This window comes from Streptomyces sp. NPDC023157, from assembly GCF_055560575.1.
Genome location: NZ_JBVHIL010000002.1, coordinates 558689 through 575211 on the forward strand (window position 1 = coordinate 558689; position 16523 = coordinate 575211).

The 16523-nt window shown below is 70.4% G+C and carries 12 protein-coding genes; 4 read left to right on the plus strand and 8 right to left on the minus strand.

All coding sequences use genetic code 11. The features are described 5' to 3' along the window. Positions 1-211: 211 nt before the first annotated feature. Positions 212-1654: an endo-1,4-beta-xylanase gene (locus ACZ3ZE_RS08160; RefSeq protein ID WP_467257978.1), complete on the plus strand. Its 1443-nt coding sequence runs from the start codon at positions 212-214 to the stop codon at positions 1652-1654. An 86-nt stretch (positions 1655-1740) separates the two neighbouring features. Here the strand turns inward: ACZ3ZE_RS08160 and araD are convergent, their stop codons facing one another. The 4 genes from araD to ACZ3ZE_RS08180 form a co-directional block, all read right to left on the minus strand. Continuing rightward, positions 1741-2454 (minus strand): L-ribulose-5-phosphate 4-epimerase AraD, encoded by a 714-nt coding sequence (araD, locus tag ACZ3ZE_RS08165; protein WP_467257981.1) that lies wholly within the window; start codon positions 2452-2454, stop codon positions 1741-1743. Positions 2455-2501: 47 nt separating this feature from the next. Continuing rightward, positions 2502-4010, minus strand: coding sequence for an L-arabinose isomerase (gene araA, locus ACZ3ZE_RS08170; RefSeq protein WP_467257985.1), 1509 nt, complete (start codon positions 4008-4010; stop codon positions 2502-2504). Between the two features lie 74 nt (positions 4011-4084). Continuing rightward, positions 4085-5791, minus strand: a complete 1707-nt coding sequence (gene araB, locus ACZ3ZE_RS08175; RefSeq protein WP_467257988.1) for a ribulokinase — start codon at positions 5789-5791, stop codon at positions 4085-4087. A gap of 493 nt (positions 5792-6284) precedes the next feature. Further along, entirely contained in the window at positions 6285-7331 is a 1047-nt protein-coding gene (locus tag ACZ3ZE_RS08180) for a LacI family DNA-binding transcriptional regulator (RefSeq protein WP_361173350.1), read from the minus strand. Positions 7332-7558: 227 nt separating this feature from the next. On the opposite strand from ACZ3ZE_RS08180, the gene chvE reads away from it, so the two are divergent. From chvE to mmsB, 3 genes are all read left to right on the plus strand, one after another. After that, on the plus strand, positions 7559-8668 hold the full coding sequence (chvE, locus tag ACZ3ZE_RS08185; protein WP_361173347.1) for a multiple monosaccharide ABC transporter substrate-binding protein: 1110 nt from the start codon (positions 7559-7561) through the stop codon (positions 8666-8668). Between the two features lie 62 nt (positions 8669-8730). Next, positions 8731-10302 carry a multiple monosaccharide ABC transporter ATP-binding protein gene (gene mmsA, locus ACZ3ZE_RS08190; protein ID WP_363292070.1) on the plus strand — a complete coding sequence of 524 codons (1572 nt, stop codon included), beginning with the start codon at positions 8731-8733 and terminating at the stop codon, positions 10300-10302. Continuing rightward, positions 10299-11543 (plus strand): multiple monosaccharide ABC transporter permease, encoded by a 1245-nt coding sequence (mmsB, locus tag ACZ3ZE_RS08195; protein ID WP_361173341.1) that lies wholly within the window; start codon positions 10299-10301, stop codon positions 11541-11543. Before mmsA ends, mmsB begins: the two co-directional genes overlap by 4 nt. A gap of 75 nt (positions 11544-11618) precedes the next feature. Here mmsB and ACZ3ZE_RS08200 read toward each other — a convergent pair whose 3' ends face one another. The 4 genes from ACZ3ZE_RS08200 to ACZ3ZE_RS08215 form a co-directional block, all read right to left on the minus strand. Beyond that, positions 11619-12689, minus strand: a complete 1071-nt coding sequence (locus tag ACZ3ZE_RS08200; RefSeq protein ID WP_467257991.1) for an aldose epimerase family protein — start codon at positions 12687-12689, stop codon at positions 11619-11621. 148 nt (positions 12690-12837) lie between these two features. Beyond that, on the minus strand, positions 12838-13845 hold the full coding sequence (yjfF, locus tag ACZ3ZE_RS08205) for a galactofuranose ABC transporter, permease protein YjfF (RefSeq protein ID WP_361173335.1): 1008 nt from the start codon (positions 13843-13845) through the stop codon (positions 12838-12840). Further along, positions 13842-14957, minus strand: coding sequence for an ABC transporter permease (locus ACZ3ZE_RS08210; RefSeq protein WP_467257994.1), 1116 nt, complete (start codon positions 14955-14957; stop codon positions 13842-13844). Before ACZ3ZE_RS08210 ends, yjfF begins: the two co-directional genes overlap by 4 nt. Then, positions 14954-16516: a sugar ABC transporter ATP-binding protein gene (locus tag ACZ3ZE_RS08215; protein ID WP_442304797.1), complete on the minus strand. Its 1563-nt coding sequence runs from the start codon at positions 16514-16516 to the stop codon at positions 14954-14956. The genes ACZ3ZE_RS08210 and ACZ3ZE_RS08215 overlap by 4 nt, the downstream gene beginning before the upstream one ends. Between the last annotated feature and the right edge of the window lie 7 nt (positions 16517-16523).

Genomic DNA, 16523 nt, shown 5'->3' on the forward strand with positions numbered 1-16523 from the left:
AAATCCTTTCGAAACTCTTGACATGCCCCTGCCAGGTTTCCAGACTGAGTCCCGAGGCCGCGTCGCCCCTCCGCCCCGAGTGCCGGGCGCCGGCCTCGAATCGTTGCGCCCCGCTGGTGCGCGCCCTTTTCCATGGACGCGGTCGTCGCCAACGCGGATTCATTCTGCCGCGCACACATCCTTCCGTGATTTCCATCCTGGAGGTTCAGTCATGCGCTCACATGCCCTTCCCCCCTCCACCGTCCGCCGGACGATCGGCGCGCTTCGTGCGGCGCTGATCGTCGGCGTCCTCGGTTCGGCCACCGTGCTGGTGGCGCCGCTGACCTCACACGCCGCCGAGAGCACGCTCGGCAGCGCGGCGGCGCAGAGCGGCCGATACTTCGGCACCGCCATCGCGTCGGGCAGGCTCAACGACTCGGCGTACACGACGATCGCGAGCCGCGAGTTCAACTCGGTGACACCCGAGAACGAGATGAAGATCGACGCCACCGAACCCCAGCAGGGCCAGTTCGACTTCACCGCCGGCGACCGGGTCTACAACTGGGCGGTGCAGAACGGCAAGCAGGTGCGCGGCCACACCCTGGCCTGGCACTCCCAGCAGCCCGGCTGGATGCAGAACCTCAGCGGCAGCACGCTGCGCCAGGCGATGACCCACCACATCAACGGCGTGATGGCCCACTACAAGGGCAAGATCGCCCAGTGGGACGTTGTGAACGAGGCCTTCGCCGACGGCAGCTCGGGAGCCCGGCGCGACTCCAACCTGCAGCGCACCGGCAACGACTGGATCGAGGTCGCCTTCCGCACCGCACGCGCCGCCGACCCGGCCGCCAAGCTCTGCTACAACGACTACAACGTCGAGAACTGGACCTGGGCCAAGACCCAGGCCATGTACGCCATGGTCCGGGACTTCAAGCAGCGCGGCGTGCCCATCGACTGCGTCGGCTTCCAGTCGCACTTCAACAACGACAGCCCCTACAACAGCAACTTCCGCACCACCCTGCAGAGTTTCGCCGCCCTCGGCGTCGACGTGGCCGTCACCGAACTCGACATCCAGGGCGCCTCGCCCACGACCTACGCCAACGTGACCAACGACTGCCTGGCCGTCCCGCGCTGCCTCGGCGTCACCGTCTGGGGTGTGCGCGACACCGACTCCTGGCGAGCAGAGCACACGCCGCTGCTGTTCAACGGCGACGGCAGCAAGAAGCCCGCCTACACCTCCGTCCTCAACGCGCTCAACGCCGCCTCCCCCGGCCCCACTCCGACCCCCTCGCCCGGTACCGGACCGATCAAGGGCGTCGCTTCGGGCCGCTGCCTGGACGTGCCCGGCTCCAGCACCACCGACGGCACACAGCTCCAGCTGTGGGACTGCAACAACCGCACGAACCAGCAGTGGACCTACACCTCCCAAGGTGAGCTCAGGGTCTACGGCGACAAGTGCCTGGACGCCGCCGGCACCGCCAACGGCGCCAAGGTCCAGATCTACAGCTGCTGGGGTGGCGACAACCAGAAGTGGCGCCTCGGCTCCGACGGATCCATCGTCGGAGTCCAGTCCGGCCTCTGCCTTGACGCCGCCGCCAACGGCACCGTCAACGGCACCCTGATCCAGCTCTACTCCTGCTGGAACGGCAGCAACCAGCACTGGACCCGCACCTGACCCGCCACAGCGAAAGAGTGACCCGATGACGACCGCGCTGCGGCTTCTCCCGCCCCGCGGTCGTCATCACGGCCGGGACGGCGTGGTCAGACGGTGGGAGGGTTGCCGTAGTACGCGTCCGGTCCGTGCTTGCGTGTGAAGTGGCGGTCCAGGACGTGCTGCGGGGGTTCGACCGCGCCCAGGGCGATGGTGTGGAGGGCCATCTCGGCCACCGCCTCGCAGATGATGGCGTGCTCCAGGGACGTGGTCGCGTCGGCGCCCCAGGTGAAGGGGCCGTGGTGGGCGACCAGGGCGCCGGGGACCTCCCTGGCCCGGGTGTCGTCGCCGCCCAGCAGGTCCACGATGACCTGGCCCGTGTGGAACTCGTAGGCGGTGGCGCACTGCTCGGGGGTGAGGGCCGCGGTGACGGGGACGGGACCGTTGAACGTGTCCGCGTGGGTCGTGCCGAGCACCGGTATCGGACGCCGGGCCTGGGCGAAGGCGACGGCGTGGGTGGAGTGCGTGTGGGTGACGCCTCCGATGGAGGGGAAGGCCAGGTAGAGACTGCGGTGCGTCTCCGTGTCGGTGGACGGGCGCAGGTGGCCGTCCACGACGCTCCCGTCGGACAGGGAGACGACGACCAGGTCCTCCTCCCTCAGTACGTCGTAGGCCACTCCCGAGGGCTTGATGACGAAGACGCCGGCCTGTCGGTCCACACCGCTCACGTTGCCCCAGGTGAGGGTGGCGAGCCCGGCTCGGGGGATGCGGAGGTTGGCCTCCAGCACCTCTCGGCGCAGCTCCTTGGAAGCGGTCGTGCTCACGGAGGACTCCTTCCTGACGGGGGCGATGGCGCAGACGGTGGGGGTGTTCACAGGCTCTGGGCCAGACGGTGGTAGGCCTGGTTCCAGCGCAGCTCGCGCGTGAAGCGCCGGATGGTGGTGTCCTCGTCGATGACGGCGAGTTCGGTCCGCAGCATCTCGGCGAGGTCTTCGAGCTCCTCGCCGCCGAGAGCGGTGGTCAGGACGGTGTGGTGCGGTGCTCCGGCCGTCAGCCAGGCCTCGGTCGAGGTACGCAGGTCGGGACGGGGGCGCCAGACGGCGCGGGCCACGGGCAGTCGGGGCAGCGGCTCGGGCGGGGCGACGACGTCGATGTGGTTGGCGACGAGGCGGAACCGGTCGCCCATGTCGGCGAGACCGACGACGACGGCCGGACCGGGGTCCGCGTCGAAGACGAGGCGGACCGGGTCCTCGCGTCCGCCGATGCCGAGCCGGTGGATCTCGCAGGTGGGCGTGGCCGCCGTGAGGGAGGGGCAGACCTCGAGCATGTGGGCGCCGAGGACGAGCTCCTTGCCCGGCGTCAGGTCGTACGTGTAGTCCTCCATGAAGGAGGTTCCGCCGGGCAGGCCGTGGGCCATCGCCTTCAGTGTGCGCAGCAGCGTGGAGGTCTTCCAGTCTCCTTCGCCGCCGAAGCCGTAGCCGTCCGCCATCAGACGCTGGACGGCGAGGCCGGGCAGCTGGCGCAGGCCGCCGAGGTCCTCGAAGTTGGTGGTGAAGGCGCGGAACCCGCCTTCGGTGAGGAAGGTGCGCAGGCCGGCTTCGATACGAGCGGCGTAGCGCAGGGAGTCGTGGCGCTCGCCGCCGGGCCGCAGCTCGGGCGCGAGCGCGTAGAGGTCCTGGTACTCCTTGACGAGGTCGGTGACGGTGTCGTCGGGGGCGGCGTCGACCGCGGCGACGAGGTCGTTCACGCCGTACGTGTTGACCGAGACCCCGAACCGCAGCTGTGCCTCGACCTTGTCGCCTTCGGTGACGGCGACGTCGCGCATGTTGTCGCCGAACCGGGCGAGTTTGAGGGTGGTGAGTTCGGATCGGCCGACGGCGGCGCGGGCCCATCCGGCGACGCGGTCGACGACCTCGGGGGTGGAGACGTGGCCGGCCACGGTCTTGCGCGGGACACCGAGCCGGGTCTGGACGAAGCCGAACTCGCGGTCGCCGTGGGCGGCCTGGTTCAGGTTCATGAAGTCCATGTCGATGGTGGACCAGGGCAGTCGGCGGTTGGCCTGGGTGTGCAGGTGCAGCAGGGGCTTGCTCAGGGCGTCGAGGCCGGCGATCCACATCTTGGCCGGGGAGAAGGTGTGCATCCAGGCGATCAGGCCGATGCAGCGGTCGTCGGCGTTGGCCTCCAGGCAGACCGCGCGGATGGCTGCCGCGTCGGTGAGGACCGGCTTCCACACGAGGCGGACGGTCACCTGGGGCTGGTCGGCGAGGGTGGCGCAGATGGCGCGGGACTGGTCGGCGACCTGGGCCAGGGTGTCGTCGCCGTAGAGGGCCTGGCTGCCGGTGAGAAACCAGATCTCGCGGTCGGGCTGGGCGGGCGTCATGTCGGGTGTGCTCCTCGGAGGTGCGGGGGCGGAGAGGTCGGGCCGATCGAGGCTGGGGGCGGGAGGCGGCCCGGTCAGCCGGTCGTGGCGCCGCGTGCGGTGTTGCGGATCCGTCGCAGGCGGTGCAGGAGGAGGTCCGCGCCGGTGCCGAAGTGCTCGTGCAGGGCGCGGTACTCGCTGAACAGCGCGTCGTAGGCGTCCGCTCGCGCAGCGTCGGGGACGTATGCGTGGCGCTGGACGCTTCCCATGACGGAGGCGGCGGAGCGGACATCGGGGTAGGCGCCCGCGGCGACGGCGGCGTGGATGGCCGAGCCGAGCGCCGGGCCCTGTTCGGAGGTGCCGAGGGAGACCGGGCGGCGGAGCACGTCGGCGTGGATCTGCATGAGCAGCGCGTTCTTCTTCAGGCCTCCGGTGACGATGAACTCCTCGACGGGGATCCCGCCGTCCTCGAAGGTCTCGACGATCAACCGGGTGCCGTAGGCGGTGGATTCGAGCAGGGCCCGGTAGACGTCTTCGGGCCGGGTGTCGAGGGTGAGGCCGGCGATGACTCCGGAGAGGTGGTGGTCGGCCAGGGGGGAACGGTTGCCGTTCATCCAGTCCAGGGCGACCAGGCCGTGCGCGCCGACCGGCTGGCCGGCGGCCTTGCGGGTCAGGAGTTGGTGCAGGTCCTCGCCCGACGCCTCCGCCTCGGCACGGTAGGGCTCAGGGACGCCCTGTCGGAGCCACCAGGCGAAGATGTCACCGACCGCGCTCTGGCCGGCCTCGTAGCCGTACGCACCCTCGACGATGCCGCCGTCGACGACCCCGCAGATGCCGGGCACCTCGGCGAGGGTGGCGCCGTTGAGGACGTGGCAGGTGGAGGTGCCCATGATGGCGAGCATCCGGCCGTTCTCGACGGCGCCCGCCGCGGGCGCCGCCACGTGGGCGTCGACGTTGCCGACGGCGACGGCGATGCCCTCGGGGAGGCCTGTCCAGTGCGCGGCCCGGCCGCGCAGTCCGCCGGCGCGGGAGCCCAGGGGGGACAGCGGGTGCTCCAGGCGCGTGGCGGGGAAGTCGGCGAATTCCGGGTGGAGCCGGGCGAGGAAGCCGGGCGAGGGGTAGGCGCCGTCCTGGTGGATGCCCTTGTAGCCGGCGGTGCAGGTGTTGCGGGACTCGGTGCCGGTCAGCTGCCAGACGATCCAGTCGGCCGCCTCGATCCAGCGGGCGCAGGCGGCGTAGACGGCGGGGTCCTCCTCCAGGACCTGCAGGGCCTTGGCGTACTGCCACTCGGAGGAGATCCTGCCGCCGTACCGTGCGATCCACTTCTCGCCGTGGGCGTGAGCGAGGGCGTTGATGCGGTCGGCCTGCCCCTGGGCCGCGTGGTGCTTCCACAGTTTGGGCCAGGCGTGCGGGCGGTCGGCCCACTCGGGCGTCAGGGCGAGCGGGGTGCCGTCGAGGGTGGTCGGCAGGACCGTGCAGGCGGTGAAGTCGGTGGCGATGCCGATGACGCGCGCGGGGTCGACTCCGGCGTCGGCGACCGCCGCCGGAACGGCGGTACGCAGGACGTCGCGCCAGTCCTCGGGGTGCTGCAGGGCCCAGTCAGGGCGCAGGGGGGCGCCGGTGGAGGGGAGGCGGTCCTCGATGACGGCGTGGCGGTACGCGTGGACCGCCGAACCGAGCTCGGCGCCGTCCCGGACCCTGACCACGACGGCGCGCCCGGACAGGGTGCCGAAGTCGACTCCGATGGTGCAGGCCTCGGGATGGTGACGTGCTGCGGGGTCGGAAAGGGCGTGTGTGGACACGATGCGGTCTCTCTCGTCATGAGCGGGGGTCGGAGGAGCACCCTGATTGTTAACGCTCACAATTAGGTTCGACAAGAGCTGGGCTCAGCTCCATCGAACATTCGGCAAGAAGTGAGGCCCCGGAAGTGAGCGCTCACTTGCATGCCGGAGGCAGCCCCGGCGCCGCGACCAGCCCGGCAGGCGGTGGGGCGGCGCCGGCGGGGAGGGGCGGAGCGGGGAGCGGGGGCGCCCGCTCGGGCGAACCGACGCGCGTGCGACACCGGACGACCGACGCCACACGACTGTCGGCTGGCGTCTGCCGGCTGCCGGCTACCGGCAGACGCCAGGTATCAGACATCAGACATCAGGCGACCGACGACCGACGGCCGACGGCTACCTGGCAAACGCCAGATGCCAGATGCCAGATGCCTGTCGACCGACGCCTGCCGGCCGACAGCCGACGGGCAGGCCCCCACCAGCGCCCCTGACGTGGCGGCCAGAGCCGCCCGCCCCGTCAGGCCTCGTTCGAAGGGCGCGTGCTCGCGCGCATGATGAGCTGCGGTTCCACCAGGAGGTGTTCGGCCTTCCGGGCGCGACCCTCGATGTGGTCCACGAGGAGCCCGATGCTCCGGCGCCCGATGGCGGCGAAGTCCTGGCGGACCGTCGTCAGCGGCGGCGGGAAGTACTCGGCCTCCGGGATGTCGTCGAAGCCGGCGACGGCCACCTGTCCGGGGGTGCGGATCCCGCCCTCGCGCAGCGCCCGCAGGACACCGAGCGCCATCTGGTCGTTGGCGACGAAGACGGCCGTGACCGGTGTCGTCCCGCGGCGGGCCAGGGCGAGGCCCGCGAGTTCCTGTCCCGCCCGGTACCCGGACAGCGGGCTCCAGTCTCCCGTCAGTACGCGCGGAGGCCGGATGCCGCTCTCCTCCAGGACGGCGCGCCATCCCGCGGTGCGGGCCTCGCTCTCCAGCCAGTCCTCGGGACCCGCCACGTGCCAGACGGTGCCGTGCCCGGCGGCGAGCAGGTGCTCCGTGACCATGCGGGCGCCGAGTTCCTGGTCGAGGGAGACGCTGGGCAGGTCGAGCTGATGACCACCCTCCACGGTGACCACGGGGAAGGGCGCGTCCAGCTCGGCGAGCGCCTGCACGTGCGAGCGTTGCGGGGTGATGGCGACGACCCCCTCCACACCCCAGGACGCGAGGTGGTCGATGGCGTCCTTGAGCCCCTGCCCCTCCCCGGTGCGCAGATTGACGGTCGACACGAGGTAGCCCTGTTCCCGGGCCGCCTCCTGGAGGCCGGTCATGGTGCTGGCGGGGCCGTACAGGGCGGTGTTGACGGCGATGACGCCCAGCGTCCTCGTACGGCGCGTCACCAGGGCGCGCGCGGCGGAGTTGCGGCGGTAGCCCAGCCGCTCGATGGCCAGGGTGACCTGTTCCCGGGTGGCCGCGCGCACGTTGGGGTGATCGCTCAGCACCCGGGAGACGGTCTGGTGGGAGACCCCCGCCTCTCGTGCGACGTCGGCCATCGTCGGCGGGCGGACGTCTTCCGCGGGATGCGCCACGTTTGCCTCCCTTCTCCCTGCTTACGGCTGTGCATCGATGCGAGAAAAACCTTATCGCCTCTTGTATCACGCCGTTGTGAGCGCTAACAATCTACCTCGACCGGGGCGCCGACGCCCTGGCCACCCCAGCCGGAACGGTGTCGTCCCGGTGGTGCGAGGACACGCGCTGCCGCCGATCCCGTCCCGGTCGGAGCCGCCCCCGACGACGGGATTGCCAGGTAACGCCCATGAAGAAGTTCCGATCCGTATCCGCCCTCCTGGCCGTGACCACCGGCTGTGCCCTGCTCCTGACCGCCTGCGGACAGAACGGTGAGGGGGGCAGCCAGGAGTCGAAGGACAAGAAGGACCTCACCATCGGCATCGCCATGCCCACCAAGTCCTCCGAGAGGTGGATCGCCGACGGCCGGAACATGACCGCGAGCCTGAAGAAGGCCGGCTTCGCCACGACCCTGCAGTACGGCGAGGACGACCCCGACCAGCAGGTCGCCCAGATCGAGAACATGATCACCCAGGGCGTCGACGCCCTGGTCGTGGCCGCCATCAACGGCGAAGCGCTCTCCAACGTCCTCCAGCAGGCGGCGGACGCCCACATCCCGGTCATCTCCTACGACCGGCTCATCCTGGGCTCCCCGCACGTCGACTACTACGCCTCCTTCGACAACGAGAAGGTCGGCGAGCTCCAGGCCACGTACATCGTCGACAAGCTGGGGCTGAAGGCCGGCTCGAAGAAGGGCCCCTTCAACATCGAGCTGTTCGCGGGATCCAACGACGACAACAACACCAAGTACTTCTTCAACGGCGCCATGAAGGTGCTGAAGCCCTACCTCGACAAGAAGCAGCTGGTCGTGCGCTCCCAGCAGACCCAGCTCAACCAGGTCACCACGCTGCGCTGGGACGGAGGGACGGCCCAGAAGCGCATGGACGACCTGCTCACCTCCGCGTACTCCACGGCCCGGGTCGACGCCGTGCTCTCCCCCTACGACGGCATCTCCATCGGCATCCTCTCCGCCCTGAAGTCCGACGACTACGGCAGCGCCGCCAAGCCGCTGCCGGTCGTCACCGGCCAGGACGCGGAGGTCGCCTCCGTGAAGTCGATCATCGCGGGCCAGCAGACGCAGACCGTCTACAAGGACACGCGCGCACTCGCGCAGGTCGCCGCGGACATGGTGACCGCCGTCCTCGCCGGCAAGAAGCCCGAGATCAACGACGACACCACCTACGACAACGGCAAGAAGGTGGTCCCGGCCTTCCTGCTCGACCCGGTCAGCGTCGACAGGACGAACTACCGGAAGGTCCTGGTCGACTCCGGCTACATCAACGCCGGCGAGCTGCGGTGACCCCCGCCGCGCCCCACTCCCCCGGCGTCCCCGCCCCGGCCCCGGCCGGCCCCGTCCTCGAGATGCGGTCCATCGTCAAGACCTTCCCCGGAGTCAGGGCACTCTCCGAGGTGACCCTGTCCGTGGAGCGCGGCGAGGTGCACGCCCTGTGCGGAGAGAACGGTGCCGGGAAGTCGACCCTGATGAAGGTCCTGTCCGGCGTCCACCCGCACGGGACCTACGAGGGCGAGATCCTCTTCGACGGCGAGCCGTGCCGCTTCAAGGACATCAGGGCCAGCGAGGAGCACGGCATCGTCATCATCCACCAGGAGCTCGCACTCGTTCCCCACCTGTCGATCGCCGAGAACGTCTTCCTCGGCAACGAGCCGTCCCGGCACGGGATCATCGACTGGCACGAGGCGCTGCGCCGCGCTTCCGAACTGCTCAGGCGGGTCGGGCTCGACGAACACCCGGAGACCCGGATCGCCGACATCGGTGTCGGCAAACAGCAGCTCGTGGAGATCGCGAAGGCACTGGCGAAGAACGTCCGCCTGCTGATCCTCGACGAGCCCACCGCGGCGCTCAACGACGAGGACAGCGCGAAGCTGCTGCGGCTGATGCGGGAGCTGAGGAGCCAGGGCATCACGTCGATCATCATCTCGCACAAGCTGAACGAGATCGCCGAGATCGCCGACTCCGTCACCATCCTGCGCGACGGGCGGTCCATCGAGACCCTGGACGTCAAGGACCCGGCCACCACCGAAGAGCGCATCATCCGCGGCATGGTGGGGCGGGACCTCGACAGCCGTTTCCCGGCCCGCACGCCGTACGAGGGCCCGGCCGACGCCGATCCCGTCCTGGAGGTCCGGGACTGGACCGTCCGTCACCCGCTCGACCGCGGCCGCAAGGCCGTCGACGGGGTCTCGCTCCAGGTCCGCCGTGGGGAGATCGTCGGCGTCGCAGGGCTCATGGGGGCCGGCCGGACCGAACTCGCCATGAGTGTCTTCGGCCGTTCGTACGGCCACTACGAGCAGGGCGTCGTGTTCAAGGACGGCCGCGAGGTGCGGACACGTACGGTTCCCGAGGCGGTCGCCCACGGCATCGCGTACGTCACCGAGGACCGCAAGCACTATGGTCTCCACCTCGGTGACTCCGTGAGCCGGAACATCTCGCTCGCGTCCCTCCGCGCCCTCGCCCGCCGGGGCGTCGTCGACGGGCATGAGGAGCGCAAGGTGGCCGAACGGTACCGGCGGACCATGAACATCAAGGCTCCGAACGTCCTCGAGCCGGTCGGCCGCCTTTCCGGCGGCAACCAGCAGAAGGTCGTGCTCAGCAAGTGGATCCTCGCCGGACCGGACGTCCTCATCCTCGACGAGCCCACGCGTGGAGTCGACGTGGGAGCCAAGTTCGAGATCTACACCGTGATCGACCGGCTCGCCGCCGAGGGCAAGGCGATTCTCCTCATCTCCTCCGAGCTGCCCGAACTGCTCGGCATGTGCGACCGCGTCTACACCATGGCCGCGGGACGGCTGACCGGCGAAGTCGCCCGCGAGGACGCCACCCAGGAAGTGCTGATGCGGCACATGACGCAGGACACCCCCGCACCACCGGCGGTCACCGCAGGCGCCGCCTCCAGCGAAGGACATCAGGCATGAGCACCGACGTCAGCACGAAGACGACCACACCGGCGCCCCCGGGCCGCGGGGCCGCGTCCTCCGGGGCATCGCTGGCCCGGGTGCTCCTGGACGGTGTCCGGCGGAACATGCGCCAGTACGGGATGCTCTTCGCCCTCGGCCTGATCGTGCTCCTGTTCCAGATCTGGACGGGCGGCGACCTGCTGCTGCCGCGCAACGTCTCCAACCTGGTGCTGCAGAACAGCTACATCCTCATCCTGGCCATCGGCATGATGATCGTCATCATCTCCGGGCACATCGACCTGTCGGTGGGCTCCCTGATGGCCCTGGTCGGCGGGATCGGGGCGGTGCTCATGGTCGAGCACCATGTGTCCTGGCCCGTCGCGGTCCTCCTCACCCTGCTGCTCGGAGCCGTCGCCGGGGCGCTCCAGGGGTTCTTCATCGCGTACGTCGGCATACCGTCGTTCATCGTGACCCTCGCCGGCATGCTGCTGTTCCGCGGCCTCACGGAGATCTTCCTCAAGGGCCAGACCCTCGGCCCGTTCCCGGACGGACTGCAGAAGATCGCCAACGGCTTCCTGCCGGAGGTGGGGCCGCGGACCAACTACCACAACGTCACCGTACTCCTCGGCCTCGGACTGATCGCCTACGTGGTGTTCCAGGAGGTGCGGGACCGCCGCCGCCAGCGCGAGTTCGCCCTGGAACCGCTCCCCACGGGCCTGTTCGCGCTCAAGGTGACGGCGCTCGTCGCCGCGGTCCTGGTCACCACCCTGCTGCTCGCCAGCTACAAGGGCGCCCCCGTGGTCCTCCTGATCCTGGCCGCGCTGCTGGTCGGCTTCGGTTACGTGATGCGCAACGCGGTGATCGGCCGCCACGTGTACGCGATCGGGGGGAACCTGCCCGCCGCGAAGCTGTCCGGGGTCAAGGACAGGAAGGTGACGTTCGCGGTGTTCCTCAACATGGGAATGCTCGCGGCGCTCGCCGGACTCGTCTTCGCCGCGCGCTTCAACGCGGCCTCGCCGAAGGCGGGTGTGAACTTCGAACTAGAGGCCATCGCCGCGGCGTTCATCGGCGGGGCGTCGATGAGCGGTGGCGTCGGGACCGTGCTGGGAGCGATCATCGGCGGCCTGGTCCTCGGCGTGCTCAACAACGGCATGAACCTGGTCGGGGTGGGCACCGACTGGCAGCAGGTCATCAAGGGTCTCGTGCTGCTCGCGGCGGTCGGCTTCGACGTGTGGAACAAGCGGAGGGCGGGCGCCTGACGCCGCTCCGGACATGGCTGTGCCCGCCGGTTCCTCCGCCGGCGGGCACAGCCATGTCGGCGTGTGCGTACGCGGTCAGGCGCCGGTACGGAACCGCAGGACCGTCCTCGACCGGTACTCCTGGCCGGGTCGCAGCACCGGGGAGGGGTCACCGGGGCGGTTCGGGGAGTCGGGGAAGTGCTGGGTCTCCAGCGCGATGCCGGCGCCCTTCCGGTAGCGCGTACCGCTCTTGCCGAGGACCGTTCCGTCGAACTGCCCCGCGGTGTAGACCTGGAGTCCTGGCTCCGTGGTCAGCACCTCCATGCGGCGGCCCGTGGCCGGCGCATGGAGGACGGCGGCCCGGCGCAGCGGCTCGTCGAGGTGCGGGCGCAGGACGAAGTTGTGGTCGTACCCGCCGCCGACCCCGGGCCGCGCCTGGGCCTCGGCGATCCTGAGCGGCCGGCGGAGGTCGAACGCGGTGCCGGAGACGGGGCGGTGGTCCCCGCGGGGGATGAGGTCCCCGTCGACCGGTGTGTAGTGGGTGGCGTCGACGGTCAGTTCGTGGTCGAGGACGTCGCCGGCGCCCTCGCCTTCAAGGTTGAAGTAGGCGTGGTTGGTCAGGTTGACCGGGGTGGCCGCGTCGGTGACCGCCGCGTAGGAGAAGGAGAGTTCGTCGTCGCGGCTGATGAGACAGCTGACGGTGACGTCCAGGTTTCCCGGAAATCCCTGGTCGCCGTCGGGGCTGCGGAGGTGCAGGAGCACCCCCGTCCACTCGGGGGTGTGCACGCTCTCGGCTTCCCAGAGCCGGGTGTCGAAGCCGTCGGTTCCGCCGTGCAGGCAGTGGCCGTTCTCCTGCGTGGTCAGCTGGTAAGGCGTGCCGTCCAGGGAGAACCGGCCTCGTGCGATGCGGTTGGCGTAGCGGCCGACGGTTGCGCCGAAGTACCGGGCGGCGGTGCCCGTTTGGGCCGGGTCGCGCGGGGCGAGGACGACGTCGGCCGGGGTGCCGTGCCGGTCCGGCACCCACAGCCCGTGGAGGCGGGCGCCGCGGGTGTGTATCTCCGCCGTGAGTCCGTCGGTGAAGCCGAAGGTCCATCGTTGCCCGGACTCCGCGCCGGGGTGGCAGACCGGTGGGCCTCCGGTGGAGGGGGGTCGGGAGGACGGGGTCATGGGAGTTCCTTGTCCGGAGTGCGGCAGGGCCGGGCAAGGGGGCGGAGGGCCCCACTTTCCCGGCCGCGGTCGTGGTCAGTGGCGGTGGTCAGTGGTCAGTGGTCAGTGGTCAGTGGTCTGCTCAGGATCCGGGCCTGCCCGGAAAGGTCTATTCCGCCGGGCGGGACCCGCCGAAGAGGCGTTGGAGAAGGATGAAGACGAACAGCAGACCGCCGATGACGATGCGCGTCCACCACGAGCTGAGCGTGCCCTGGAAGTTGATGACGGTCTGGATCAGGCCGAGGACCATCACGCCCAGCGCGGTTCCCAGGACGAGGCCGGAGCCCCCGGTGAGCAGCGTCCCTCCGATGACGGCGGCCGCGATGGCGTCGAGTTCCATGCCGACGGCGTGCAGGGCGTAGCCGGACAGCATGTAGAAGGTCAGCAGCAGACCGCCGAGGGCGGAGCACAGACCGCTCACCGCGTACACCGCGACCTTGGTGCGCCCCACCGGCAGGCCCATGAGGCGGGCCGAGGACTCGTTGCCGCCCAGGGCGTAGACGGTGCGGCCGAAGCGCGTGTGGTGGAGGACGACGAAGGCGAGCGCCAGCACGGTCAGGGCGATGACGACGGCGGGTGAGACGAACAGGCCTCCGGGCAGGAGCACCCGCGTCTGGGCGATCCGCGTGGTCGTCGGGTCGGTGACGGAGAGGGACTCGGTGCTGATCATGTAGCAGAGGCCGCGGGCGAGGAACATGCCCGCGAGGGTGACGATGAAGGGCTGGATCTCGAAGGCGTGGATCACCCAGCCCATCAGGGCGCCCCCTGCGGCCCCCACCAGCAGCACCAGCGGCACCGCCAGGGCGAGCGGCAGGCCGTTCCGTTCGACGAGCCAGGCCGTCAGCATGGTCGACAGGGCCACCATGGAGCCGACGGACAGGTCGATTCCGCCGGTGAGGATCACGAACGTCATGCCGATCGCCACGACGAGCAGGAAGCCGTTGTCGATCAGGACGTTGAGCAGGACCTGCGCGGAGAAGAAGCCTTCGTAGCGGAGGGAGCCGATCGAGAACATCGCGATCAGCAGAACGGCCGTCACCATGAGCGGCAGGCGGGTGGCATGGCGTGCCGGGAGCCGGTGGAGCGGCTTGGTGAGGGAGCTGAAAGTGGTGCTCACGGGTGGACCTCCTGCCGGCGGGCTGCCCCGTCGCCGGCCGCGGGGGCCGGGTCCGGGGCGGCCGGTCCGTGACGGCGTGGGAGTCGCGCGCGGAACGCGGGCGACTGGACGAGACACACGACGATGACGACCAGGGCCTTGAAGACGAGGGTGGTCTCCGGCGGGACGCCGAGGGTGTAGATCGTGGTCGAGAGGGTCTGGATGACCAGTGCGCCGAGGACCGTTCCACCGAGGGAGAAGCGGCCGCCCGTGAGGGCGGTGCCGCCGATGACCACGGCGAGGATCGCGTCGAGCTCGATCCACAGGCCCGCGTTGTTGCCGTCGGCGCTGGACACGTTGGAGCTGATCATCAGGCCGGCCACCGCGGCGCACACGGCGCTGACGACGTAGACCATGACCAGGAGTCCGGTCGCCCTGATGCCGACGAGCCGGCTCGCGACCGGGTTGCCGCCCACCGATTCGATGAGCATGCCGAGCGCGGTCCGCCGGGTGACGAGGGAGGTGACGGCGACGAGGGCCGTCGCGAGCAGGACGGCGAAGGGGAGGGTGAGCCAGTAGCCGCCGCCGATCATCTTGTAGGCGTCGCTGGACACGCTGATGATCTGGCCGTCGGTGATCAGCTGGGCCACGCCCCGCCCCGCGACCATGAGGACCAGCGTGGCGACGATGGGCTGGACGCCCAGCCGGGCGACGAGGAAGCCGTTCAGCAGTCCGATCGCGGCGGCCACGCCGGCCGCGAGCGCGATCGCCGACAGGACGGTGGGCAGACTTCCGGGGTCCTTCGCGGTGGCGATGTGCTCGCACGCGAGGGCGCCGGCGATCGCGACCGTCGAGCCGACCGAGAGGTCGATGCCGCGGGTGGCGATGACCAGGGTCATGCCGAGCGACACCAGGATCAGGGGGGCGCCGAACTGGAGGATGTCGATCAGGCTGCCGTACAGGTGTCCGTTCTGGACGCGGACTGCGAAGAAGTCGTGGGTGAGCGCGACGTTCCCCAGCAACAGGGCGGCCAGGACGGCGGCGGGCCAGAACAGGCGCTGCTCGGTGAGCCGCCGGGCGCCGGGTGCCCGGGCCGGACGCGCCCCGGCGCCGGTGTCGTCAGGTGGTGTCATGAGGTGGCTCCGGTGGCGATGGCGCCCAGGATCCGGTCGGGCGTCAGGGTCGTGTCGTTGGGGAGGGTGGCGACGAGCCGGTGGTCGCGCAGTACGCCGACCCGGTGGCTCAGCCGCAGCACTTCCTCGAGTTCGGCGGAGACGTAGAGGACGGCGGTGCCCTCCGCGGCCAGGCGGGTGACCAGTTTCTGGATCTCCGTCTTGGCGCCGATGTCGATGCCCCGGGTGGGTTCGTCCAGGATCAGCAGCTCGGGGTCGGTGAGCAGCCATCGGGCGAGCAGGACCTTCTGCTGGTTGCCCCCGCTGAGGTTGCGGACCTGGGCCTCGGGGTCGGCCGGGCGGATGTCGAGGGCCTCGGTCCACCGGGCGGCGATCTCGTCCTGCCGGGTGCGGGAGAGGGGTTTGGTCCAGCCGCGTGCGGCTTGGAGGGCGAGCACGATGTTCTCGCGGACCGTGAGTTCGCCGATCAGACCCTCCGCCTTGCGGTTCTCCGAGCAGAAGGCGATCTTGTGGGCGATCGCGGCGCGCGGCGAGCGCAGGACGGCGCGTTCGCCGTCGATCCAGAGCTCGCCGCCGTCGGCGTGGTCGGCGCCGAAGAGCAGCCGGGCCGCCTCGGTGCGTCCGGATCCGAGGAGGCCGGCCAGACCGATGACCTCGCCGCGGTGGATGTCCAGGTCGTACGGCTGGATGGAACCGGCCCGGGTGAGTCCGCGGGCGCTCAGGAACGGGGCGTCCACGGAGTCGGGGGCGGCGACGGTGCCGGTGTGGGACGTCTCGGCCAGTTCGTCCAGGGTGCGCAGTTCGCTGCCGACCATGCGGTGTACGAGGGTGACGGGTGTCAGCTCGTCGATCCGGTACTCGCCTTCGAGGCGGCCGTTGCGCAGGACGGTCACCCGGTCGCACAGGTCGAAGACCTGGTCGAGGAAGTGGGTGACGAAGAGGATCGCGACGCCCCGGTCACGGAGCCGGCGCACCAGGGTGAACAGTTGGGCGACTTCGTCCCGGTCGAGGCTGGAGGTGGGCTCGTCGAGGACGAGCACCTTCGCCTGGATGTCCACGGCGCGTACGATCGCGACGAGTTGCTGGACGGCGAGGGAGTGCGCGCTCAGCGGCAGGCGGACGTCGAGGTCGAGTTCGAGCTCCGTGATGAGCTGTGCCGCGCGTCGGTGGAGGGCCGACCAGTGGACGAGTCCCAGGCGCCGGGGTTCACGGCCGATGAGGATGTTCTCGGCGACCGAGAGGTTGGGGCACAGGTTCACCTCCTGGTAGACCGTGCTGATTCCGGCGCGCTGTGCCTCCAGTGGTGCGGCGAACCTCTGGGGGCTGCCGTCGACGGACACGGTTCCCGCGTCGGGCGGGTGGACCCCGGTGAGCACCTTGATGAGGGTCGACTTGCCGGCCCCGTTCTCGCCCATCAGCGCATGGACCTCGCCCGGGAAGAGGCGCAGGTCCACGCCGTCGAGGGCGAGGACGCCGGGGAAGGTCCTGCGGATGCCGCGGGCCTCCAGGACCGGCCGGTCGGTGCGGGTGGGTGTGCGGGGGGTGGGTGGGGCTGCCATCCGCCCT